At 74.3% G+C, this 23,337-nt stretch carries 16 protein-coding genes; 6 read left to right on the forward strand and 10 right to left on the reverse strand.

Annotated features, from left to right (window positions below; translation table 11 throughout):
* Window positions 1-365 precede the first annotated feature (365 nt).
* Window positions 366-1,769 (forward strand): hypothetical protein, encoded by a 1,404-nt coding sequence (locus ABD323_RS20120; protein WP_344443130.1) that lies wholly within the window; start codon window positions 366-368, stop codon window positions 1,767-1,769.
* Between the two features lie 45 nt (window positions 1,770-1,814).
* Here the strand turns inward: ABD323_RS20120 and ABD323_RS20125 are convergent, their stop codons facing one another.
* Window positions 1,815-2,423, reverse strand: a complete 609-nt coding sequence (locus tag ABD323_RS20125) for a TetR/AcrR family transcriptional regulator (protein ID WP_344443131.1) — start codon at window positions 2,421-2,423, stop codon at window positions 1,815-1,817.
* A gap of 192 nt (window positions 2,424-2,615) precedes the next feature.
* On the opposite strand from ABD323_RS20125, the gene ABD323_RS20130 reads away from it, so the two are divergent.
* Window positions 2,616-3,569, forward strand: coding sequence for an alpha/beta fold hydrolase (locus tag ABD323_RS20130; RefSeq protein ID WP_344443132.1), 954 nt, complete (start codon window positions 2,616-2,618; stop codon window positions 3,567-3,569).
* A gap of 42 nt (window positions 3,570-3,611) precedes the next feature.
* Here the strand turns inward: ABD323_RS20130 and ABD323_RS20135 are convergent, their stop codons facing one another.
* Window positions 3,612-4,871, reverse strand: coding sequence for a glycosyltransferase (locus ABD323_RS20135; protein ID WP_344443146.1), 1,260 nt, complete (start codon window positions 4,869-4,871; stop codon window positions 3,612-3,614).
* A gap of 360 nt (window positions 4,872-5,231) precedes the next feature.
* On the opposite strand from ABD323_RS20135, the gene ABD323_RS20140 reads away from it, so the two are divergent.
* On the forward strand, window positions 5,232-7,883 hold the full coding sequence (locus tag ABD323_RS20140; protein ID WP_344443133.1) for a SpoIIE family protein phosphatase: 2,652 nt from the start codon (window positions 5,232-5,234) through the stop codon (window positions 7,881-7,883).
* 52 nt (window positions 7,884-7,935) lie between these two features.
* Here the strand turns inward: ABD323_RS20140 and ABD323_RS20145 are convergent, their stop codons facing one another.
* From ABD323_RS20145 to ABD323_RS20155, 3 genes are all read right to left on the reverse strand, one after another.
* Window positions 7,936-8,688 (reverse strand): GntR family transcriptional regulator, encoded by a 753-nt coding sequence (locus tag ABD323_RS20145; RefSeq protein ID WP_344443147.1) that lies wholly within the window; start codon window positions 8,686-8,688, stop codon window positions 7,936-7,938.
* A 76-nt stretch (window positions 8,689-8,764) separates the two neighbouring features.
* A complete protein-coding gene (locus ABD323_RS20150; RefSeq protein ID WP_344443134.1) occupies window positions 8,765-11,209 on the reverse strand; it encodes an alkaline phosphatase family protein in 2,445 nt (814 codons plus the stop codon).
* Window positions 11,210-11,525: 316 nt separating this feature from the next.
* Entirely contained in the window at window positions 11,526-12,434 is a 909-nt protein-coding gene (locus tag ABD323_RS20155) for a sigma-70 family RNA polymerase sigma factor (RefSeq protein ID WP_344443135.1), read from the reverse strand.
* An 89-nt stretch (window positions 12,435-12,523) separates the two neighbouring features.
* On the opposite strand from ABD323_RS20155, the gene ABD323_RS20160 reads away from it, so the two are divergent.
* The gene (locus tag ABD323_RS20160) at window positions 12,524-13,636 is read left to right on the forward strand and encodes an alkene reductase (RefSeq protein WP_344443136.1); all 1,113 of its coding nucleotides are present in this window, start codon (window positions 12,524-12,526) and stop codon (window positions 13,634-13,636) included.
* 11 nt (window positions 13,637-13,647) lie between these two features.
* On the opposite strand, the gene ABD323_RS20165 is transcribed toward ABD323_RS20160, so the two are convergent.
* Window positions 13,648-14,853 (reverse strand): FAD-dependent oxidoreductase, encoded by a 1,206-nt coding sequence (locus ABD323_RS20165; protein ID WP_344443138.1) that lies wholly within the window; start codon window positions 14,851-14,853, stop codon window positions 13,648-13,650.
* Window positions 14,854-14,931: 78 nt separating this feature from the next.
* On the opposite strand from ABD323_RS20165, the gene ABD323_RS20170 reads away from it, so the two are divergent.
* A complete protein-coding gene (locus tag ABD323_RS20170; RefSeq protein WP_344443139.1) occupies window positions 14,932-15,564 on the forward strand; it encodes a TetR/AcrR family transcriptional regulator in 633 nt (210 codons plus the stop codon).
* A 196-nt stretch (window positions 15,565-15,760) separates the two neighbouring features.
* Window positions 15,761-17,224, forward strand: coding sequence for a GuaB1 family IMP dehydrogenase-related protein (locus ABD323_RS20175; protein WP_344443140.1), 1,464 nt, complete (start codon window positions 15,761-15,763; stop codon window positions 17,222-17,224).
* Between the two features lie 83 nt (window positions 17,225-17,307).
* Here ABD323_RS20175 and ABD323_RS20180 read toward each other — a convergent pair whose 3' ends face one another.
* The 4 genes from ABD323_RS20180 to ABD323_RS20195 all read right to left on the reverse strand — a co-directional run.
* Entirely contained in the window at window positions 17,308-18,945 is a 1,638-nt protein-coding gene (locus ABD323_RS20180) for a glycoside hydrolase family 18 protein (protein WP_344443141.1), read from the reverse strand.
* A gap of 153 nt (window positions 18,946-19,098) precedes the next feature.
* Window positions 19,099-19,851 (reverse strand): DUF5995 family protein, encoded by a 753-nt coding sequence (locus ABD323_RS20185; RefSeq protein WP_344443142.1) that lies wholly within the window; start codon window positions 19,849-19,851, stop codon window positions 19,099-19,101.
* Between the two features lie 233 nt (window positions 19,852-20,084).
* Window positions 20,085-21,773, reverse strand: a complete 1,689-nt coding sequence (locus tag ABD323_RS20190; protein ID WP_344443143.1) for a class I adenylate-forming enzyme family protein — start codon at window positions 21,771-21,773, stop codon at window positions 20,085-20,087.
* Window positions 21,770-23,337, reverse strand: a 1,568-nt coding sequence (locus ABD323_RS20195) for a CoA transferase (protein ID WP_344443144.1), incomplete at its 5' end; no start/stop codon positions are given. The genes ABD323_RS20190 and ABD323_RS20195, both read right to left, overlap by 4 nt.

Below are 23,337 nucleotides of genomic sequence, written 5' to 3' on the forward strand. Positions count from 1 at the left end.
ACGATGGCGGTCGCGACGTTGGGGGATCACGGCGAGGATTCTGGCGCTGTCCCCGCGCTCAGGCAAGGGGTTTTGCCTCTCACCGATCCGATCCGATCCGAGCCGATCCGATCGGATCCGAGCCGATCCGAGCCGAGGTTGACGAGCAAGCAGGGGAACTCCGCGCTCAGCCGGCGCGGTCGACGCCCGCAGGTGATCCCGCCCGGACAGGTGTCCGCGTGCAAGGAACGTGCCGTGCCGGCAAAGCCGCTGTAGTAAGTCCGAAACACTCGTGGTGTTCTGTGCTCCTGAGACGGATCCAGTGTCGAGGGGCGGACGTGACGAGCACGCGGGGTATCCCTGAACCTCTGGCTGCAATGCGGCACTTGGCGGAGCGTCTGAGCGGGGTCGCGGCGCTCGTCGACTGGGACGGCAGCTGGTTCCGGGAGTTCTGGCAGCGCGACACCGAGGGCATGCGGGCCTGCCTGGAGGGTCGGGAGGTGCCGCCCTGGGACGTGATCGAGTCCCTGCTCCAGGACCTCGCCACGGCGAAGGGCGCGGAAGGCGCCCGGCACGAGGCGAGGCGGCTCCGCCCCCTGTACCGCGCCGCGGTGGGCGCCTACGACCTCGGGGACGGGGTCCGGGCGACGCTCACCGAACGGTTGCACCTGCTACGGGAGGAGCAGCATCGCTCGACCCGCCGTCTGCGGGACCTTCATCGGCAGATCGGCGCCCGGGTCACCGGCACGGACGATCCGCGGGCCGTCGAGAGCGATCTGGCCTGGGCTCGCGACTACCACGCGCGGATCTGCGGCCGCATCGCCGAACTGCGCAGCCGGGTGGCGGCCTTGGAACAGGTGGAGACGCACTCCCTCCGCCCCTCGCCCGCAGGCCCCCGGCCGTCGGCGTCACCGCAACCCGCCACGGCCCCCGCGCAGAGGCGCGGGGGCCGCCGGCGCGGTGGCGCCCGTTTCGCGGGTCTGGACATCCACGACGAGGCGGGCTCCACCCACCCGCCAGGTGCGGATCAGGATCCGTTCACCGGGACCGGGACCGGGACCGTGGCCGCGCCCCGCGGCGCCCGGTTCTCCGGGGCGTCGACGACGGCCTCCGTGGTGACGCTCGCGGCTCCCGCTCCGCCGGGAGCGGACGGCGCTCCACGCGGTGCACGCTTCGCGGGTGTCGCCGTCACGCCCGGTGCTGCGGAGATGCCCGTCGCCCGGGTCGCACCCGCGGTGGACGACGCGGACCGCGCGGCGGTCGCCCACACCGTCGAGTTGCTGCGGCGACTTCGCACCCAGGGCCTCGGCGGTCAGGCCCACGCGGTCCTCGCGGAGGTCGCACGCCAGCCGGCCGCACGGTTCCCCCTGCTGGCGGAGCAACTGGAGCGGGCGGGCCTGGCCGCGGACTGGGCCACCCTGCTGTGGGAGGTGGCCGCGCTCCCGCTCGAGCTGGTACTCGGCGCCGCCGACGCCCTCAGCGCCACCGGACGTTCCGCCGACGGCGATCAACTGCGGCGGCAGGGCATGGGCCGCTCCGCCCGGGAGATCGGCACGGCCGTGACCGCCCTGATCGCCCAGGACCGGCACCCGGCGGCCCGTGCCATCCTCGACATCCATCTCCGCACCCGCGCCCCCGGCGACTCCGCCGCCGTGGCCCTGGCCGACCGCACCCGCCTGGTGCCACTCCTCCTCCAGGTCGCCCTGACCATCTCGCCCACGCTCCACGAAGCCCTCGTGCGATCCCTGCGCGTCGCCGGGGCGGGCGCCGAAGTCTCCGCAGCACGGTGACCGGACGTCGCCGACCGACGGACATCGCCTCGGCTGTCGTCGGGCTCAGGCCGGGGTGACCCCGGGCCTCGGCCGCGCGAGCGTGTCCTCGACGGTGGTGCAGGCGATCCGGGCGACGGCGCGTAGCTGCTCCGGGGAGTGTCCCGCCCGGCTCAGGACGGCCAGCGACTGGGTGACGGCGACGACGTAGAGAGCGAGATCGTCCAGGTCCCCGCCGTCGACGTGGGGGCTCGACAGCGCGGCACGCACTCGTTCGAGCTGCCTGCCGAGCAGCACCTGAACGTGGGCTCGGCTCTCCGGGTTCAGGGTCGCCGCCTGGCCGGCCGACTGCGTCAGCAGGCAGCCGTCGGGTACCGACGGGTCCGCGATCCGGTCCAGGACGGCGTCGAAGAACGCCTCGATCGCGCGGGCCGGCTCATCGGGATGAGCCGCCAGCACCCGGTCGTAGCGATCTCCGTAGGTCGAGGCGTAGCGGTCCAGGCACTGCCGGAACAGGGCGTCCTTGCCGCCGAAGGTGCCGTAGAGCGACCCGCGGCCGAGGCCGGTGGCGGCGCCGAGCAGGTCGAGCGAGGTGTCCGCGTACCCGCGTTGCCAGAAGAGCCGCATCGACTGCCCCAGGGCTTCCTCGACATCGAACTGCTTTCGGCCTGCCATGACGCCCCTCTCCGTGCCGCGTGCGTCGCGAGTGCCCGTTCGGCGGGTACAGCGGCGATCCTAGCGCCTTCTTTGACCGATCGGTCAAAGTAGGCGCGGAATGTTGGACCGATCGATCCATCATGGTGCTAGCGTGTGCCGCGTGCCGACTCCCGCACTCCCACGTACCGCCTCCACGAAGGGAGGGCCCGCATGAGCGCGCCCCTCGACCGTCCGACCGTCCCCGCGGGCCCCGGCTCGGTCTCCGGGGCGCCGCGCCTGCCGCCGCGGTTCGCCGACACCTTCACCAGTCGCTACGTCGACGCCGGCGACCTGCGAATGCACGCCGTCATAGGCGGCGAGGGGCCTCCGCTGCTGCTGGTGGCCGGGTGGCCGCAGACCTGGTACGCCTGGCGGCTCGTCATGCCCGCGCTGGCGAAGGACCACCAGGTCGTCGCCGTGGACCCGCGGGGTGTCGGCCTGACCGACAAGCCCCGGGACGGCTTCGACACCGGCACGCTCGCGGGCGACCTGGTGGCCCTGATGGCGGCGCTGGGGCACCGGCGGTTCGCCATGGTCGGGCACGACATCGGCATGTGGACCGGCTACGCCCTCGCCGCGGACCACCCGGACCGGCTCGACCGGCTGGCCGTCGCCGAGGCCGCCATCCCGGGCCTGACGCCGTCCCCGCCGCTCTTCGGTGACCAGGGCGCCAACGACCGCCTCTGGCACTTCGGCTTCAACCGGCTCGGCGGGTTGAACGAGCAACTGGTCCAGGGACGCGAACACCTCTTCTTCGCCCATCAGTTCGCCTCGAAGGCGGCGAGCCCGACGGCGTTGCCGGCGCACGCCGTGGACCTCTACGTCGAGACCCTCGCCGCGGACCCCGAGGCGCTGCGCTCCAGCTTCGAGTTCTACCGCGCCCTCGACGTGACGATCGAGCAGAACAGGCGGCGCGCCGAGCGGCGGCTGACGCTGCCGGTGCTGGCCATCGCCGGCGCCCGGGGCGTGGGCGGCCTGGTCGGGGACACGATGCGGCTCGCCGCCGACACCGTGGAGAGCCTGGTCCTTCCCGACTGCGGCCACTACCCCGCCGAGGAGGCACCCGAGGCGATGCTGGCCGCGCTGACCCCGTTCCTGGCAGCCGGCCACCTTCCGTCGCGCTGAGCGATGCCCGCCGACACGTCGGTTGACACGTCGGTCGACACGTCAGTCCGATCGCGCCCGGCGCCACCCGGTGGTGTCCAGGCGGTCCACGGCGGCCAGGACCGGGGCCGTTCCGTCCTCCTGGCGGATGCGGCCGGCCAGGGCCCGGGCGCGGCGCGCACAGGACGGGTCGGTCGTGGCCCGGACGAGAGCCGTGGTCAGGGCCTGGGCGGTGAGCCGGCGCAGCGGGATCGCGGCGGGGGCGACGCCCAGGGCGGTGAGCCGGGCAGCCCAGAACGCGGCGTCGAACTGCACGGGGAGGGGGACGGCCGGAATGCCCGCGCGCAGTGCGGCCGCCGTGGTGCCCGCCCCGGCGTGGTGGACGGCCGCGGCCATGTGCGGGAACAGCAGGTGGTGCGGCACCTCGTCGATGGTGATCATGTCGTCGCCCTCGCCGCACAGCCCGCTCCAGCCGCGCTGGATCACACCCCGCAGTCCGGCCGCGCGCAGGGCACGCACGACGGTGCGGCTCAGCTGCTCGGGGTCGGCGACGGTGGCGCTGCCCAGGCCGACGAAGACCGGTGGCGGGCCGGCGGACAGGAAGGCCTGCAACCGGGCCGGGAGCTGGGCGCGGGGCGGGTCGTGGGGCCACCAGTACCCGGTGATCCGAAGGCCGGGGCGCCAGTCGCTCGGGCGTGGCACCACGAGGGGGCTGAAGCCGTGGAAGATCGGCCAGTCCTGGCGCTCGCGGGCCCGGCGGGCGGCGCGGGGCCGGGTGCGGGAGAGGTCGAGGCGCCTCTGCAGGGCGCGGGCGCTGTCCGCGAAGATCCGGTCCACGGCGGCGTTCACGGCCTGGCCGGCCAGCCGGTTGCCCAGCGGCCCCCAGGAGCGGGTGCCGGTGACGGGAGGAGCGAAGTCGCCGGTGGTGGCGAGAGGTTGGAGGTACACGCCGATGCTCGGCAGTCCGAGTCCCTCGGCGATGGTGTGGCCGAGCGGGCCGAGCGAGCTGGACAGCAGCAGGACGTCGCTGGTGCGGGCGGCCTGCAGCAGGTCGTCGACCGTTCGGGCGACCGCGGACCGGGCCAGGGCGATGACGCGGACCAGCTTCCCGGCGCCGGTGGTGCTGCGGTGCAGTGCCTGTCCGCGCGCGGATCGCAACTCCGCGCGCGGGTCGACCGGCAGCGCGTGGAAGCCCATGCCGGTCGCCTCCGCGAGCGGCGCGAAACCGGCGTGGGTGACGAGTGTGACCTGGTGCCCGGCCCGCACCAGAGCGTGGCCGAGCCCGGTGTAGGGCGCCACGTCGCCGCGTGAACCCGCCGTCATGATCGCCACTCGCATGAACGCCAGTCTCGCCCAGACCCCGCCTCCGGCCCGTGCGCCACGCAGGATCGCGACGGGTCACGGCGCCCGGCTCCCGCGCTGCTGCGGCGAGGCCCGGGTCGAGTCCCCCGGCGCCCCGGTGGTGGGTGCGACCGCCAGGTCGGGCCCTGGACCGCTGTCCTGAAGAGGCATGGGAGCCGGGGGCTTGGGCGTGCGTCCAGCCCCCGCGAGGCCGGACGGTCGTGGGGGCGGCCGGTTGCGGGCGGGCGCGGGCGCCGCCAATGATGGGATGTGGTGAGACTGCGGCTCCGGCACCCGGCTCCCCGCGACGGCGCCCCGGCGCAGCCGCGGGACGCGACGGGGATGCGTTCCCTGCTGTCGGTGCGCAGTCTGGCCGGGCGGATCTTCCTGGTCCAGCTGGTGATCGTGCTGCTGCTGGTGGTCGGCGCCGTGACGGCGATGGTGCTGCAGGCCAAGTCCAGTGCCGAGAGCGACGCGCGCCGGGTCACCCGCAGCGTCGCGGAGAGCTTCGCGCACGGGCCCGGACTCGTGCAGGCCCTGGACGGCCCGGACCCGTCGGCGGTGCTGCAGCCCGAGACGGAGGCGGTCCGCCAGGCCACCGCGGTGGACTCGCTGGTGGTCTTCAACACCTCCTACGTCCAGCTGACCTCCCCCTACCCCTCCTACGTCGGCCGGCCCTACGCCCCGCCGGCGAGCGTGGCGCGCGACATCCTTCCCCAACTGCGCGCCGGGCGGACGGTCACCTTCGAGCAGTCGGACCAGGCCGGCTACCGCTCGATCACCACCGCCGTGCCCGTCTTCGCGCCCGACGGGACCCCGAAGGGGGTCGTCGCGGCCAACATCACCGTCGGCCGGGTCAACTCGGTGGTCGGCACGCACATCCCGATCCTGCTCGCCGCGGCCGGGGCCGCGCTCGCGCTCGCGGCCGTCGGCACGGCGCTGGCGGCCCGGCGGCTGCAGCGCGAGACCCGGGGCCTGGGACCCACCGAGCTGGCCCGGATGTACGACCACCACAACGCGGTGCTGCACGCGGTGCGCGAAGGGGTGCTGATCGTCGGCGAGGACGGGCGGCTGCTGCTGGCCAACGACGAGGCCCGACGGCTGCTCGACCTGCCGCCCGGCACCGAGCTGCGGCCGATCGCCGAGTTGGGCCTCGACCCGGCGACGGCCGCGCTGCTGACCTCCGACGCCGACCTGACCGACGCGATCCACCCGGCGGGAGATCGGCTGCTCGCGGTGAGCAAGCGCCCCACGGCCCCGTACGGGGGCAGGCCGAGCAGGGTGGTGACCCTGCGCGACTCCACCGAGCTGCACGACCTCACCAGCCGGGTGGCCGCCGCCGGGCAGCGCCAGCGGCTGCTGCACGAGGCCGGCATGCGGATCGGCCGGACCCTGGACATCACCCGCACCTGCGAGGACCTGGCCGAGGTGGCGCTGGGCGGCTTCGCCGACACGGTCGCGGTCGACCTGCGCGAGCCGGTGACGCGGGGCGAGGAGCCGGAGGGCGCCGACCCGCGGCTGCGCCGGATGGCGCTGAGTGGAGCCGGGCACGAGGAGGCGTCACCCCAGGTCGGCGGCGCTCTCACCGCTGCCGAGGGGACGGCGCGGGGTCGAAGCCTGGCGCTGGGCCGGGCCGTCCTGGCGCGGGACGGACCTGACGGGAACGGACCCGGCGGGGACGGACCCGGCAGCCGCGCCGTGGTGGCACCGCTGTCGGTGCGCGGGGTCGTGCTGGGCCTGGTCGAGTTCCGCCGGTCACCGACCAGCGAGCCGTTCGGGCAGGACGACCTCGTGCTCGCCGAGGAGCTGGCCGCCCGGGCCGCGGTGTCCGTCGACAACGCCCGTCGCTACGCCCGGGAGCACGGGCTGGCGGTGGCCCTGCAGCGCAGCCTGCTGCCCCGCACGCTGCCGCGGCGGACCGCGCTCGAGGTGGCCTACCGCTACCTGCCCGCCCACGCGGGGGTGGGCGGTGACTGGTTCGACGTGATCGCCCTGCCCGGCTTCCGCACGGCCCTGGTGGTCGGGGACGTGGTCGGCCACGGCATCAACGCCGCCGTGGCGATGGGCCGGCTGCGCACCACGATCCGCAACTTCTCGGCGCTGGACCTCCCGCCCGCCGAGGTGCTCGGCCGGCTGGACGAACTGGTCGTGCAGTTCGACGAGGAGGGCACCGGCCCGGAGATCGCCGGCTCCACCTGCGTGTACGCGGTGTACGACCCGGTGTCCGGCGACTGTTCGGTGGCCCGGGCCGGCCACCTGCGACCGGCCCTGATCACGCCCGACGGAGCCGTGGAGTACCCGCGGATCGCGCTCTCGCCCCCGCTCGGCGTCGGGGGCCACCCGTTCGAGACCACCGAGCTCCGTCTCGCCCCCGGCTCACGGCTGGTGCTGTTCACCGACGGGCTGGTCGAGTCGCGCGCCAGGGACATCGGCGAGGGTCTGACGCAGCTGCGGACCGTGCTGACCGCGAGCATGGCGCAGGAACCGGCGAGCGGCCCGGAGCAGCTCTGCGAGGCCGTGACCCGGGCCATGCTCCCCCCGCACCCGGCCGACGACGTGGCACTGCTGGTCGCGCGGACCGGTCTGCTGAGCGCGGACCGGTGGGCCTCCTGGGAGGTCCCGGCCGACCCGTCGGCCGTCGCTCCGCTGCGCTCGGCCTGCCTGCGCCGCCTGGCGGAGTGGGGCCTGGAGGAGATCGGCTTCGGGACCGAGCTCATCCTCAGCGAACTCGTCACCAACGCCATCCGCTACGGCACCCCTCCCGTGCGGGTCCGCCTGCTGTACGACACCAGCCTGGTCTGCGAGGTGTCCGACGCCAGCAGCACCGCCCCGCACCTTCGCTGGGCCGCGACGACCGACGAGGGCGGCCGGGGCATCTTCCTGGTCGCCCAGCTCGCCCACCGCTGGGGCACCCGGTACACCGCGGACGGCAAGGTCATCTGGAGCGAGCAGCTCCTGCCGGACGCCGCGCCGACGGCCTTCGACGCGGACTGAAGGTCATCCAATCGCGGTGGACCCGCCGACCCCTGCCGGTCCGAGCGGCGGGTCACCGCCCTTCGGTCAGGTGGGCCGTGAAGCTGAAGCGGTCGCCGCGGTAGAGGGAGCGGACGCACTCGACGGGGCGGCCGGCGGGGTCGCGGGTGATGCGGTTGAGCAGGAGCATCGGGAGGGCCGGGCTGGTCCCGATGAGTTGGACCTCGCGGGGGGAGGCCAGCACGGTCTCGATGCGCTCGTCGGCGTCGGCGAGGGCCACGCCGTGGGTGCGCAGATAGGCGTAGAGCGAGGTCGCCGGGTCGAACTCGTCGCCCAGGTCGGGGAATCGGGCGGCGGAGAGGTAGGTGCTCTCCAGGCCGACCTGTTCGTCGTCGGCGAGCAGCAGGCGTTCGAGGTGGAAGACGGGGGCGCCGGGGGCGATCTGCAGGGCGGCTGCGAGAGCGGCGGTGGCCGGGAGCTGTTCGAGGACGACGAGCCGGCGGCCGGGGCGGTGGCCCTGGCGGCGGACGCCCTCGGTGTAGCTGGCGAGGGTCAACGGCTGCACCAGTTTGGGCCGGCCCGCCACCGAGGAGCGGCCGCTGCGCTGGACGCGGCCCTCCAGGCGCAGCTCCCGGATGGCCTGGCGGACCGTCATCCGGGAGACGCCGAAACGGTCGGCGAACACCCGCTCGGTCGGGAGCGGCGTGCCGGGGCCGAGCTCCTCCAGGACGGCGTCGATCTTCTGCTTGACCTGGTAGTACTTCGGCGGCTCGCCGTGCTCCGGCACCCCGGCGCGGACCGCTGCCAGCGGCGGCGGGGAGGGCATCGGGTCGGTGGGGAGGCTGCTCACGGGAGCGAGCGTAGCCGAGGCCCCCTCGGGCCTCGGCCACGCCCGAGGGGGCTCAGCTGCCGAAGGTCATGCCCAGGTCGTCGACGTACCCGTCGTCGTCCGTGCCGCCCGTGCGGGTGAAGGAGACGGCGAAGCGGACCGAGGCGGTGCCCTGCGGGACGGTGCCGGTGGCCTGCTCGCGGAGCAGGACGGTCTGGTTGTTCCGCTGGGCGGGTGTGACCGGGGCGAGGGTCGCGGTGCCGAGGGCGCTGCCCGAGGCGTCGAGGAAGGTGGCCACGACACCGGCGTTGTCACCCTGCGAGCTGTAGCCGCCGATCCAGCCGGTGAGGGCGTACGGCAGGGTGCCGGTGGCGATCCGCGCGGACTGGCTCCGGACGTCGACGGTCTGGGTCATCTGGGCGGAGGCGTACGGGCCGCCGTCGAAGAAGGCGCTGCCGGGGGTGGCCGGGGCCTGCGGACCCTGGGCGGCGGTGGGGTAGGAGGGCGCGCCGTAGCAGACCTGCTGGGGCGAGTTGGCGGTGGCCGTCCAGCCCTGGGCCGGGTGGCCGCCGGAGCCGGTGCCACAGGTGCCGGTCTCCGCGGTGGAGTTGGCGAGCTGGACGGTGTAGAGCGTGCCGGAGGTCACGGTGTAGGTGAAGGTGGCCGAGCCGGAGACGCCGGTGGTGTCGGTGGCGGTGGCGGTCACGGCGAAGGTGCCGGCCGTGGTCGGGGTGCCCGAGATCAGGCCGCCGGAGCTGACGGTCAGCCCGGTGGGCAGGCCGGTGGCGGTCCAGGTGAGGGTCTGGCCCGGGGCGGAGTCGGTGCCGGTCAGCTGGAGCGAGGCGGCCGTGCCGGTGGTCGCGCTCTGCGCGCCCGGGTTCACGGCGGTGACGGTGTTGCCGCCCGCCTGGGAGCCGGTGAACACCTCGTTGAACGGGGTGGCCCACTTGTCGTTGTCGGTCATGGTGGTGATGCCCAGCGCGCTCTCGATCACCCGGGCGCTGCTGTAGTGGTCGTACCGGTTGGGGTCCTGATATCCGGCCTTCACCGTGCCCTGCGAGCCGATCGCCAGCGTCATCACCTGGTTGGTCTGCCCGGGGCCCCAGCCGCCGGGCGAGCCCGCGCCGTCCTCGTCGAAGGTGAGCAGCAGGAGGGACTTCTGCTGGGTCCAGGCCGGGGAGTTGAAGAGGGTGGGCAGGGTCTGGCCGAGCCAGGTGTCGCCCGGGCCGATGCCGCAGTCCTCCATGTCGTAGCAGGAGTCCGGGTCGAACCAGACGAAGTTCGGCGTGGTGGCGGCGGACTTGAGGTCGGTGTTCAGCAGCTGCGGCAGCGGCTGCCAGTGTGCCTGGCAGTAGGCGTTGTCGTTCTTCATCTTCGCCGCGTAGTAGAACGGCACGTCGTCGGGGGAGTACTCACCGCTCCCGGTGGTCTGGCAGTTGCCGGTCTGGGTCTGGGTGTACTGCTTCCAGCTCTTGCCGATCGCGTCCAGGTTGTCGCCCAGGCCGTTGTTGGTCGCGGTGCAGGCGGTGCTGGTGATGCAGTTGGCGTTGCCGCCGCCGACGGCCTGGTTGCTGCGGCCGTAGGAGTTGCCGAAGGCGATCTGCTCGTAGTTCGGGTCCGAGTTGTGGGTGCCCGCGTGGTAGTTGGTGAAGAGCGAACCCATCGGTACCAGGGTGTTGTTGATGTACGGCGCGGCCGCGTTGCCGATGATGCCGGCGCCGCCGTCGGCGGTGTTGGAGGCGGCCGAGTAGTTGTTGTTCTCCATCATCACGACGAAGACGTGGTCGTAGGTGGGGACGGTGGAGGCCGGGACGGTCAGCGTCGGGGCGGTGACCGGGGTGTCCAGGGTCAGCGCCAGGTCGTCGGCCAGGCCGTCGTTCTGGGTGCCCGTCATGGTGAAGTCGACGGTGGTGGCGATCGACCGTGTCCCGGCGGGCACGGCGGTGGTCGTGCTGCGCTGGACGAACTTCGTGACGCTGCCGCGGTCGGTGGCCAGCACCGGGGCGATCGAGGAGGTGCCGAGCGAGGCGCCACCCGCGCTGCGGTACGTGACGGTGACGGCGGCGGCGTCGTTGTAGCTGCCGACGCCGCCCAGCCATCCGGAGACGGTGGAGTGCACGCCGCCCGCGTCGATGGCGCTCGCGGCCGAGGAGACGTCGGTGCTCTGGGTCATCTCGGAGGAGCCGCGCGAGCCGCCCTGGAAGTAGGCGCCGCCCTTGGTCGGCGAGCCCGGGGTGGTGGTGGCGGCCCCGGTCGGGACGCCGTAACAGTTGATCACCGGGTCACCGGAGACGAGCTGCCAGCCGGGCACGGTCGTCTCCTCCCAACCGCCCGGGCTGCACTGCGAGGTTTCGGCACCGCCGTTGAGCAGCAGGTTCGCGCTCTGGGTGGCGGCCGCCGCGGGCTGTGGCGCGACGGCTGCGGCGGAGCCGACCAGGGCGGCCAGGGCCACGGCGACGGTGGCGGCGGTGGTCGTGGTGCGGTGGGGGCGTGGTACTGCGGATCGGCTTCGGCTCATGGCGGGGGCGTCCTTCCGGCTACGGGTCGGGCACGGCTGCCGATTGGGCTAGCCCAATCGGCACCACCGGATTGTTGGGGCACCGGAGGGACACCACGGGTCCGCCGGTTGCACAGCCGACGTCGGCCAGGCGAACGGAAGCACTCGCAGGTGCCCCGCCCGTGCTCGGGCCGCGGATTCGGAGGTTCCGAACGTTGGGCAGAGTCCGTCCCCGGGGAGGGGTAGCGCCCACACCTTCCGCTGAGCCAGGCGCTGCAACACCCCTCACATCTGGGGGAAGTCCCCGCCGGCCCCACCCCGCGCGCGGGTCACCCGTTCAGGGGTCCCGGAACAGTTCTCGGGAGGCCGCCGGCGCGGCCAGTACCGCCAGTTCGAGCCGGCGGAGGCGGGCGGGGTCGGCGAGCACCTCGTACGCGGTGATCCGGTCGCCCTCGATGGTGAGGGTGAGCGCGAGCAGTAGCCGTCCGTGCGGGGCCACGACGATGCCCACGGCACCGTTCACCAGGACCGGCTCGGCGAAGCGCGCCCTGCGACCGAGGACCATCGTCTCCCTGGCGACGGCCCGCGCACCACGGACCTCGGTCGCCACGCCCACGGGCAGCGCCGCCGGGTCGGCGCGGCGGACGACGTCCGGGGCCAGCACCGCGAGCAGCGCCGTCAGGTCGCCGCCGCGCGAGGCGGCGAGGAAGGCGTCGACGACGTGCCGGTTGCGGGCGAGCTCGGCTGCGGGTACCGACGAGGTGCCCCGCACCTTCTTGCGGGCGCGACTGGCGAGCTTCTTCGTGGTCACCGGCGAACGCTCCACCACCGGAGCGATCTGCTCGAACGGCACCGCGAACAGGTCGTGCAGGACGAAGGCGATCCGCTCGGCGGGCGCCAGCGTGTCCAGTACCACGAGCAGTGCCCGGCCGACCGAATCCACCAGCAGTGCTTCCTGCTCCGGGTCGTCGGCCTCCCCGACCTGGTCGGGCGGCTGCTGACCGGCCAGGTCCTCCCGCCGTGCCGTGCGCGAGCGCAGCAGGTCGAGGCAGATGCGGGAGACGACCGTCGTCAGCCAGCCGGCCAGGTTCTCGATGGCACCGCCGTCGGCTCGGCCGAGCCGCAGCCACGCCTCCTGTACGGCGTCCTCCGCCTCGCCGATCGAGCCCAGCATCCTGTACGCGACCGTGCGCAGGTGACCGCGGTGCCCCTCGAACCGTTCGGCCAGCCGGTCCTGTTCGTCCATCGGTCACCTTTCCTCGACGTGTCCCGTCACCTTCATGACGGACCCCGGCCCGCCGAGGTGACCGACCCGATGACGAGGAGCCACGAGCCATGACCACGACCGTACGGACCGCCCTTGACCAGCCGTTGCTGCGCCCGGCCGAACTCGGCGGCCTGCAACTGCCCAACCGGGTGGTGATGGCTCCGACCACGCGGGCCCGCGCCGCCAACGAGGGGTTGGTGCCGACCGAGTTGCACGCCACCTACTACGGCCAGCGGGCCGGCGCCGGGCTGATCATCACCGAGGGGACCTGGGTCAGCGAGCGGGCCATCGGGTTCGTCAACGTCCCCGGTATCTACCGCAAGGAGCAGATCGACGGCTGGCGGCGGGTCACCGACTCCGTGCACGCCCTCGGAGGCCGCATCGTGCTGCAACTCTGGCACGCCGGCGCCGCCTCGCACCCCGACCACCACGGGGGTGCGCTGCCCGGCGGGCCGTCGGCGATCAACCCGCACGAGATGTCGTTCACCCCGAGCGGGTTCCAGGAGACCGTCACTCCCCGGGAGATGACCGCCGTGGACATCGAGCTCACGATCGCGGAATACGCCGCTGCCGCTCGCAACGCCCGGGAGGCCGGATTCGACGGCGTCGAGATCCACGCCATCGGCTCGTTCCTGATCCCTCAGTTCCTGAACCCCCGACTGAACCACCGCACCGACGGCTACGGCGGCGACCGGGTCGGCCGGCGCCGCCTGCTGCTGGAGATCATCGACGTGGTCGCCGCCCCCTGGGACGGACGCTTCGTCGGCGTCCGCCTCTCCCCCTACTGGACCGCCGGCGACACCTTCACCGCCGACGAGTCGACGCTCGCCGACTACGACGAACTCGTCACGGAGCTGGGCGACCACCCTGTTGCCTACCTGCACCTGCGCGGCGCAGAGCCCGCCACGCCAGGCGCCACTCCCGACTTCGCCGCGATCGACCGCTTCCGACGGCGCTTCGACGGTCCGCTGATCGCGAACCTCGGCTTCGACCGCGAGTCCGCGAACGCCGTCATCCAGGCCGGGATCGCCGACGCGGTGTCGTTCGCCACGCACTACATCGCCAACCCGGATCTCGTCGCCCGCTTCGCCCTGGGCCGCGAACTCGCCATCGGTGACCCGGCCACGTACTACCAGGGCGGCGCCGGCGGGTACACCGACTACCCGATGGCCGCCGGGTAACCCGGCGCCGGTCACGGTTGACCAGGGGCAACGCTGGCGGGTAGGCCGTTCAGGCCGCCGAAGAGGTCGTCCGTCGCCCGCCGCGCGGTACGGGCCGGGGCGGCGCGGAGGGCGAGGTCGCGGGCGGCCACCGCGAGGGGGTGGGTGAGGGCGGCGATCCGGCCCGCGCGGCGGGACCGGACCCGCAGGGCGTCGGTGCGGGCACAGCGGGCCCCGCTGTAGGCGGCCAGCGCGGCCGGTACGCCGGCCGCGTCGGTGCCGTCCAGGAGGTGGGCGAGGACCGCGGCGTCCTCGACGGCCTGGCAGCCGCCCTGGCCGAGGTTGGGGGTCATGGCGTGGGCGGCGTCGCCGAGCCAGGCGAGGCGACCCCGGTGGTAGCGGGGAAGCGGTGCGGCGAGGTCGTGGAGGTCGTGCTGGAGCACCGCGGCCGGGTCGAGCCGCCCCAGCAGTGCGGGGATCGGGTCGTGCCAAGTGCCGTACCGGCGCAGGAGTTCGGCGCGGAGGTCGGCGGGGCGGTACCCCTCGGCGACGACGGCGGTCGCGTAGAGGTAGACCCGGCCGTCGGCGAGCGGGACGACGCCGAATCGCTCACCGCGGCCCCAGGTCTCGGCGGCCTCCGCCGGGGGCGGACCGTCGGCGGGCAGGACGCTGCGCCATGCCGTCTCGCCGCTGTAGCGCAGGCCGGGATGGGCCGGGAAGTGGCGTCGGCGCAGCGGACTGTGGATCCCGTCGGCGGCGATCACCAGGTCGGCGGTGATCTCGCCCGACGTGGTACGGACCACCGGGCGGTCGGCCGGGTTGTCGGCCCGGTCGTCGGCGCCGTCCACGGCGGTGACGGCGGCGCCGTAGCGGATCGCGTCCTCGGGCAGTCCGGCGGCCAGCGCCCCGGCCAGGGTCGCGCGATGCACGGCGAGCGGGGGAGAGCCGTACCGGGCCGTCATGGCGCCGGTGTCGGCGCGATGCAGCCAACGGCCGTCGGGGCGGCGCAGGCCCAGCGCGGCAGGTGCGGCGCTGCCGGCAGCTCGGACGACGTCGAAGCCGATGGCGTCGAAGGCGCGCAAGGCGTTGGGGGCGAGGACGATCCCGGCGCCCACGACGGTCGGCTCGGGCGCCCGCTCACAGACCGTGACTCGCCAGCCGCGGCGGTGCAGGGCCACGGCTGCCGCGAGCCCACCGATCCCCGCACCGACCACGACCGCTCGACGTCGCTCCGACATGTCACACTCCCACCCTGGCCCGACTCCTCTACATCCGTAGAGGACGTGACTCGACTCTACATCTGTAGAGTGGGAGTCGTGTCCACTCCTTCCACTCCCTCATCCGCGCCGGACCGCCGCACGGTGATCGCGGACGCGGCGATCGGCCTGGTGGCCGCCGCCGGGCTGCGCGGCCTGACCCACCGCGCCGTCGACGGCGCGGCGGTACTGCCGGCGGGCAGTACCTCGTACTACTTCCGGACGCGGACGGCTCTGATCGTCGCCTGCTATCAGCGACTGGCGGAGCTGGACGTCGGCGACATCGACGATGGCAACGACGGTGACAACGCCACCACCGCGGTGCCGTCGGACCGGGAGGCGGCCGCGGCGGTCCTGGCGGGGCTGCTGTACCGCTGGTTGACGGTGGGGCGCGCGCGCCAGCTGGCCCGCTTCGAGCTCAGTCTCGAGGCGGCCCGCAACCCCGAACTGGAGCCGGAGCTCCACCGGGCGGGACAGGTCGCACGCGCCCGCGCTGCCGAGATCCTCGCCGCGCTCGGCGCGGACCGGCCCCAGGAGGCCGCCGAACTCCTGGCGGCGTGGACGGACGGGTTGCTCTACGACCGGCTGGCCGGAGCGCTCGCCCGCTCCCGCCCGGCGCCGGACCTGGACGAACTGACCGCGGCCGCTCGCCGGATGATCGACGCGGCCCTCGCCCGTGCGCCCGGTCACTGATGTGGAGGTTCCTACAGCTTCCCGGGCACTGCGGTCGGCTGCTCTTGTGTGGATCTTCAGCGTTCGCGTGTGAACTGGCTTTCGAGCTGGGTATCCGTAAGGATCGACGGTTGGGTGCGGGGCGCCCGAGTGCGCTCGGCCGGCCGGCCCTACCTGCACCCGAGGTCTACCCTCCCGAAGTCAGAGAGCCCCGTTCATGCGCTTCTTGAATCCCCAGACCGGTACGATCGACGACCGCTATTCGGGATCGTACGACCTGACGTACGACGACGTTTTCATGGTCCCCAGCCGTTCCGCCGTGGGCTCCCGGCAGGGGGTGGACCTCTCCTCGAACGACGGCACCGGGACGACCATCCCACTGGTGGTGGCCAACATGACGGCCATCGCGGGGCGGCGGATGGCGGAGACGGTGGCGCGGCGCGGCGGGTTGGTCGCGATTCCGCAGGACATTCCGACCGAGGTCATCGCCGAGGTGATCGGCTGGGTCAAGCAGCGGCACCTGGTGTTCGACACGCCGGTCACGCTGGCGCCGGGGGCCACGGTCGCCGACGCGCTGGCGCTGCTGCCGAAGCGGGCGCACGGGGCGCTGGTCGTGGTGGAGGACGGTCGGCCGGTCGGCGTGGTGGCGGAGTCGGACTGCCAGGGGGTGGACCGCTTCACCAGCGTCTCCCAGGTGATGTCCAGCGACCTGCTCCTGCTCGACCAGGACATCGACCCGCGCACGGCCTTCGAGCGGCTGAACGAGGGGCACCGCAAGGTCGCCCCGGTGGTCGACGGGGCGGGGCGGCTGGTGGGCATCCTGACCCGCAAGGGCGCGCTGCGCGCCACGCTGTACACGCCGGCCGTCGACGAGGCCGGCAAGCTGCGCGTCGCGGCCACGGTCGGCATCAACGGGGACGTGGCGGGCAAGGCCAAGGCGCTGATCGAGGCCGGCGCCGACGTGCTCGTGGTGGACACCGCGCACGGGCACCAGGAGAGCATGATCAGCGCGCTGCGCGCGGTGCGCGGGCTGGACCCGCGGATCCCGATCGTGGCGGGCAACGTGGTCTCCGCCGCCGGGGTGCGCGACCTGGTGGAGGCCGGCGCGGACATCCTCAAGGTCGGGGTCGGCCCGGGCGCCATGTGCACCACCCGGATGATGACCGGCGTCGGCCGGCCGCAGTTCTCCGCCGTGCTGGAGTGCGCCGCCGAGGCGCGCCGGCTGGGCCGGCACGTCTGGGCGGACGGCGGCGTGCGCCACCCGCGCGACGTGGCGATGGCGCTGGCGGCCGGTGCGTCCAACGTGATGATCGGCTCCTGGTTCGCCGGCACCTACGAGTCGCCGGGCGACCTGCAGACCGCTCCCGACGGGCGGCAGTACAAGGAGAGCTTCGGGATGGCCTCGGCCCGCGCGGTGCGCAACCGCACGGCCGAGGAGTCCGGCTACGACCGGGCCCGCAAGGCGCTCTTCGAGGAGGGCATCTCCACCTCGCGGATGTTCCTGGACCCGGCCCGGCCCGGGGTCGAGGACCTGATCGACTCGGTGATCGCGGGCGTGCGCAGCTCCTGCACCTACGCGGGCGCCAACAGCCTGGAGGAGTTCCACGAGAAGGCGATCGTCGGCGTGCAGAGCGCGGCCGGTTACGCCGAGGGCAAGCCCCTGCACTCCAGCTGGGCCTGACCGCGCACGCGTCGAGCCCCCGACCCACCGGTGACGGCGGGTCGGGGGCTCGACGCGTGTGCGGATGCGAGTGCCGTGGCGGGTCAGCCGGTGTAGCCGGCCCACATCTTGGAGAACTGGTACGGCGTCTGGGCGATGTTGGTGCACTTGAAGAGGCTGCCGGTGCAGGCGTTGCCGTCCCGGGTGACCTCCCAGAACGCGAGCTCGCCCAGGTGGTTCTGCTGGGCGAAGGTGAGCAACTGCTGGGCGTCGGCGAGGCCGAAGACCTCGTCGGTGTTGTCGTTCTGGCCCAGCATCGGGGTGACGCCGACCATCGCCCAGGTCTGCGCGGTGGTCAGCGCCGGCCACACCTGGGCGACCTGGGCCCGGGTGGACTGCGCCGACTGGATCGCGTACGCGCCCATCTTCCCGGACGGGTTGGGCGCCTCGACGTTGCCGAAGTCCATCGCCATCACGTTGACGGCGTCCACGTTCACCCCGGCCGCCTTGGCGGACTGCAGGATGTAGACGCCGTCGGTGGTCAGGCCGCTGGGCAGCACCGGCAGGGTCAGGGTGACCTTGAGGTCGCGGCCCTTGGCCCGCTGGGCGGCCTGGACGGCGGCGATCGCCGCCGAGCGGCGGTCCACCGAGGTGTGGTCGGAGACCGCGGAGCCCTCGATGTCGAAGTCGATCCGGTCCAGCCCGTAGGTGTCCACGACCTTCTGGTACTGCGCGGTCAGCGTGGGCACCGTGGTGCAGGACTGCGCCAGCTCGGTGCCGTTGGCCCCGCCGAAGGACGGGCGGATGTCGCCGCCGGCGGCCCGGACCGCGTCGAAGTCGGCCTTGTTCCAGCCGGTGCCCGGGTCGAAGGCGTTGAACCAGCTCGCGGTGCAGGCGGTGGTGCCGTTGACGATGAAGCCCAGCGAGAACTGCTTGATGCCGGTGGCGGCGGCGATCTGCGGCAGGTTCGGGGTGGGCCAGGCGCCCAGGTCGACGAACGGCGCGGCCACGCCGGGCGCGGTTCCGCTGCCGGCCACCCCGCTGACCACCGCGGACTTGGCGGACTCGTTGCCGGCCAGGTCGTAGGCGGTGACGGCGAAGGAGTGGGTGCTGCCGGCCAGCAGGCCGCTGACGGTGGCCGAGGTCCCGGTGGTGGTGGAGGCCACCAGCGCGGTGCCCTCGTAGAGGTGGTAGCCGACCACGGCGACGTTGTCGGTGGCGGCGTTCCAGGCGAGCGAGACGGCGTTCGGGCCGGCTCCGGTGACCTTCAGGCCGGTGGGCACGGTCGGTGCGCTGGTGTCGGAGGGCACGCCGGTGCACGGTTGGTTGTTGATGAGGCAGTTGGCGGGCAGCACCTGGGTGCCGGAGGCCGAGACGTCCATGCCGACCGCGGGGGCGGATGCCCCGGGAGCCAGCGGGGAGGCCCAGCTCGGTGAGCTGACGGTGTAGTGGGTCCCGCTCTGCGTCAGCGTGCCGTTCCAGGCGGTGCTGACGCTCTCGCCGGCCGGCAGGTCGAAGGTGATCGACCAGGAGTTGACGGTCTGGTTGGTGTGGTTGGTGACCGTGTAGTCGGCCTCGAAGCCGCTCTGCCAGCTCTGCGGCTCGGTCAGGGTGGCGACCAGGCCGGACTGCGCCGCGGCGTCGGCCCGGGCCGTGGACGCGGCGGAGAGCGAGAGCGGCAGGACGGCGCCGGCCAGCAGGGCGCTGACGGCGGTGACGGTGGGGAGGGTGACACGCCTCATGGGCGGGTCCTCCTTGGAACGGGGCAGCGCGAGGTGCACGCCGCCGGACTGTGTGGGGGCGGGCCGCGGCACCCCCACATTGGTAGAGACCAATGGCATGCGTCAATACGTGCGCCGGTAACCGCGCCGGTCCGTCCGTTTTCTGGCGATGCGTCAGCGCCCGACGGGGGTGAGCAGCGCGCGCCCGACCATGCCCACCGACCCGTCGAGGGCCGCGCTCAGGGCCGCGTACGCGACCGGGCCGGACCGCAGCGCGCGCAGCGCCAGCACGGTGGCCCAGGCGGCGTCGCGGGCCCCGTCGATGCTCCAGACGCCGAGCACGTGCAGCAGCGGCTCGGCGGCGTCGAGCGCGGCGGGCTCGGGCAGCAACTCCTGGCGGACCCGCGCCTCGACCCGGGCCAGCAGGTCGTTGATCCGGTGGTAGTCCACCTCGAAGGACTCCGGATCGCGCCCCAGCAGCCGGGCGGCGTCCAGCACGGCGAGCGGCAGGTCGTGCTCGATGTGGGCGTTCATGCCGCACAGGGCGAACTGCAGCGGGTGGATCCCCGGGTGCCGCCGCAGCTCGAAGAGCGGGCGCCAGCAGGCGGGCGGCCGCCTCCCGGCCGCGTCCGCGTCGACGGCGGCCAGGTAGCGACCGGCGAAGAGCGCGTCCAGGACGGCCATCGCGGCCGGGTCCTCGAAGTACGCCTGCGCCAGCTGGTCGCGGACCAGCTCGGTGACGGTGAGGTAGATCCCGTGGAAGACGCCGACCCCGTCGCCCGGCGGGAAGGTCGGCAGCAGGGCCCGCATCCGCTCCACCACCTGGTCGACGCCCGGGGGAGCGATGGGCGGGGCGCCGGCCGGCCCGGCGGTCGGCTCGGCGGGCAGGCCGCCGGGCGGGACGAGTGCCTGCGGGGTCCGATTCATCGTGCCACCTCCGTGCTCCGGGATGCCGCCGGGTACGAGGTCCACCCTGTCAAATCGATCACCAGTGCGGAAGCGGCCGGACGGGTGGTTCCGGTGTTCGGTTCACCGGCGGTGGCGCGACCCGGGGACCTGTCGGACCAGCAGCAGGACCCCCACGGCGGGTGTCCCGGTGCCGTGGGGGTCCTCTGTCGTACGGTCAGCCCGCGCGGGCGGGGCCGGGGCGGCCCGATCGGTCAGCGGGCCTCCACGGGGACCTGCGGGCGGTCCGCCACCGCCGCTGCCGCCAGGCGGCTCAGTTCGGGGCGGGAGAGCTTGCCGGTGGCGCCCAGCGGGAGTTCGGGGAGCACGACCAACTGCTCGGGCAGCTTGCGGCGTTCGAGACCGCGGACGTCCTCCAGGAAGCGGTTGAGGTCGGCCAGCCGCGGGGTGGGCAGGCCGGCCCGCGGGACCACGCAGAGGCAGAGCCGCTCACCCAACTCCCGGTCCGGCGTGGCGACACAGACCGCCTCGGCGAGCGCGGGGTGGTGGGCGACGTGCCGCTCGACCTCGGCCGGGCTGATCGAGTAGCCGCCGCGCTTGACCAGTTGGCTGTTGCGCCGCAGCAGCCGCACCCGGCCGTCGGCGGTCAGCCGACCGTGGTCGCCGGTGCGCACCCAGCCCCGCACCCGGCGGTCGGCGTCGAGTTCGGGCGCGCCGACGTAGCCCAGCGGGGTCATCGGGCCGAGCGCCCACAGTTCGCCGTCCTGTTCCGGCGGCAGCGGCCGGCCCTGCGGGTCGAAGGCGCGGATCTCGCAGACGGCCGGGTCGGGCCGGCCCAGCAGGGTGCCGTCCTCGCTCGGACGGCGGTGCTCGACACGGCAGTTGATGCCGTCGGAGGAGCCGTAGAGGTTGCTCACCGGGCAGCCGAACCGGTCCAGGCAGGCGGTCAGCACCGGCGCCGGGATCCCGTCGCAGCTGAGGACCAGGGACCGCAGCGAGCCGAGGTCCTCGTCGGGGGCCGGCGCCAGCGCGGTCATCCGGGTCAGCATGGTGGCCACGCCGAAGAGGTGGGTCGGACGGTGCACGGTGACGGCGCGCAGCGCGCTCGCCGCGTCGAAGCCGTCCAGCAGGACCAGCGTCCCGCCGTGCCGGTAGAGCGTGACGGTGCCGAGCGAGCCGTAGGAGGAGGCGAGCGGGACCAGCACCAGCGCGCGCGGCACCTCGGTGTCCGCGTAGACCGCGCGCAGGTAGTTGCCGCGACCGCCGGCCATCGCGTTGTGCGAGTAGGCGATCATCTTCGGTTCGGACTCGGAGCCGGAGGAGACCAGGATCCGGGCGGGCGCCCCGGGGTGGGCCGTCACCGGGACGAAGGGCGGGGTGCCGCCGCGGTGGGCGGGCAGCAGCCGGCGCACCCCGGGCGGTGCCTCCTCGAAGGTGAACACGGCGCGCAGACTGGGCAGTCGGGCCGCCCCGGCGGTGACGGCGCGGGTGGTGGCGGCGCCGGCGACCAGTGCGGTGGCGCGGGAGCGGGCGAGCAGGCTCAGCGCCTCGGCGCTGCCGCGCCCGTCCGGGAAGGTCAGCGCGACCGAACCGAGGGCGGCCACCGCGAGCTCGGCGGCCACCGCGTGCCGTCCGTTCGGCAGGCGGATCGCGACGATCTCCCGCGAACGGATCCCGGCCCGGCCCAGCGCCGCGGCGATCCCGCGCACCCGGTGGTCGAGTTCGGCGTAGTTCAGGCTCCCGGCCGGGTCGATGACGGCGGGCCGCCCGGGGTGTCGCGCCACCCGCGCGCGGAAGAGCCGGTAGAGGTCCTGGTCGGGGTAGTGGCCCTGGTCGGACCAGGAGGCGCGGGCCTCGGCCGGTACCAGGTCGGCGAGTTCGAGGCCCTGCCGGGAGGTCCACCCCGAAGGGGCGGCGGCGGGCACGGGCGTGCGGGCGGTCACGGACGGAACTCCCAGGGTGGGCGGGGCAGTCGGCAGCGGTCGTGGTGCAGCGCGGCGGCGAAGCGCGGATCGCGGGCGAGCTCGGTGGCGGTGGCGGGCGCGAACCGGGACGGGGACGCGGTGGGCGCGGTGGCGGTACCGAGCAGCGTGACGGCCGCCGACCAGAGCGAGGAGTCCACCCGCTGCCCGTGCCCGGTGTTGGCCCGGGCCAGCAGGGCGGCGAGCACGCCCTCGGCGCTGATCAGGCCGCCGAAGATGTCGGTCACCGTCATCAGCGAGGGCGTGACGGGCCGGCCGGGCGGCGTGAGCAGCGCGGCCAGCCCGCTGTGCGCCTGGACCAGGTAGTCGGTGCCGAACGGTGCCTCGCGGCCGAAGAGTTCGCCCCAGCCGGAGGCCCAGGCGTGCACCAGGCCGGGCTGCTCGGTCAGCAGCCGGTCGGCGCCGAGACCGAACCGCTCGGCCTTGCCGGGTGCCAGGTTGTGCAGGAACACGTCGGCACCGGAGACCAGTTCGCGGATCGCGCGCTGCCCGGCGGGCGTGCGCGGGTCGGCCTCCAGCACGCCCTTGCCGCGGTTGAGCGCGTGGAAGCGGGCCGAGACGTCACCGGCCATCGGCGGGACGCCGCGCAGCGGATCGCCGCCGAGCGGCTCGACGCGAACCACCCGGGCACCCAGCAGCGCCAGCAGGTGCCCGGCCAGCGGGCCCTGGAGGCGGCGGGTCATCTCCACCACGACCAGCCCGTCCAGCGGTGCCCGGCCGGCCACGGTCGCGCGGGCGCCCCGCTCCCCGACGGCACCCGGTCCCTCGGCCCGCTGCTCCCAGCGGGCGATCCGCCAGGGCGGGCCCGGGTGTTCGCCCGCCGGTGCGGCCCGCACCGGCACGATTCCCACGCCCGCGCCGATGGCCGCCGCCATCAGCTCCCGGTAGCCCACCGCGCCGGCGGCGTCGGCCAGCTCGGCCGGCAGCGGACAGCGGGCGGTGGAGTACCGGAGTTGGAATCCGGGCCAGCCCCGGCCGATCGTCCGCCGGTCGGCGCCGAGGTGCTCCCAGAAGGCCAGCCACTGCCCGGGCTCGAGCGCCTCGATCTCGAACCGGACCCCGTCGAGGCTCGTGAACGGCGGTGCGACGCTGCCGGGTTGGTCCGGCGCGAGCGCGGGGTGCGAGGCGGCGTCGACGTCACCGTGCTCGCCGTCGCCGCCGCGCTCGCCGTCGGCGGTGGCCGTCGCCAGGTATTGGCCGATCGCCAGCAGCGCGGCGCCCGCCACCGAGACCCGCACCTCGGCCACCGGCGAGCCGCGCAACGCGGCGTACCGGGCCGCCAGGAGCCCCTGTACGGCCAACACACCGGCCACCGCGCCGGCGTAGTCGATCCCCAGCGGGGTCGGGCCGCCGTACCGCCGGCCGTGCACCTGGGCGAGCCCGCAGGCGGCCTGCACGTCCGCCTCGCCGGCCAGCGCGAGGCCCACCGGGCCGGCCCAGTCGATCGCGCAGACGAGCCGCTCGGCGCCGCTCGCGTCGGCGGCCCCGGTCCGGTCGTCGCCGAGCACCACGCGCCCCACGCCGG

The organism is Kitasatospora nipponensis (genome assembly GCF_039528135.1).
Lineage (GTDB): Bacteria > Actinomycetota > Actinomycetes > Streptomycetales > Streptomycetaceae > Kitasatospora > Kitasatospora nipponensis.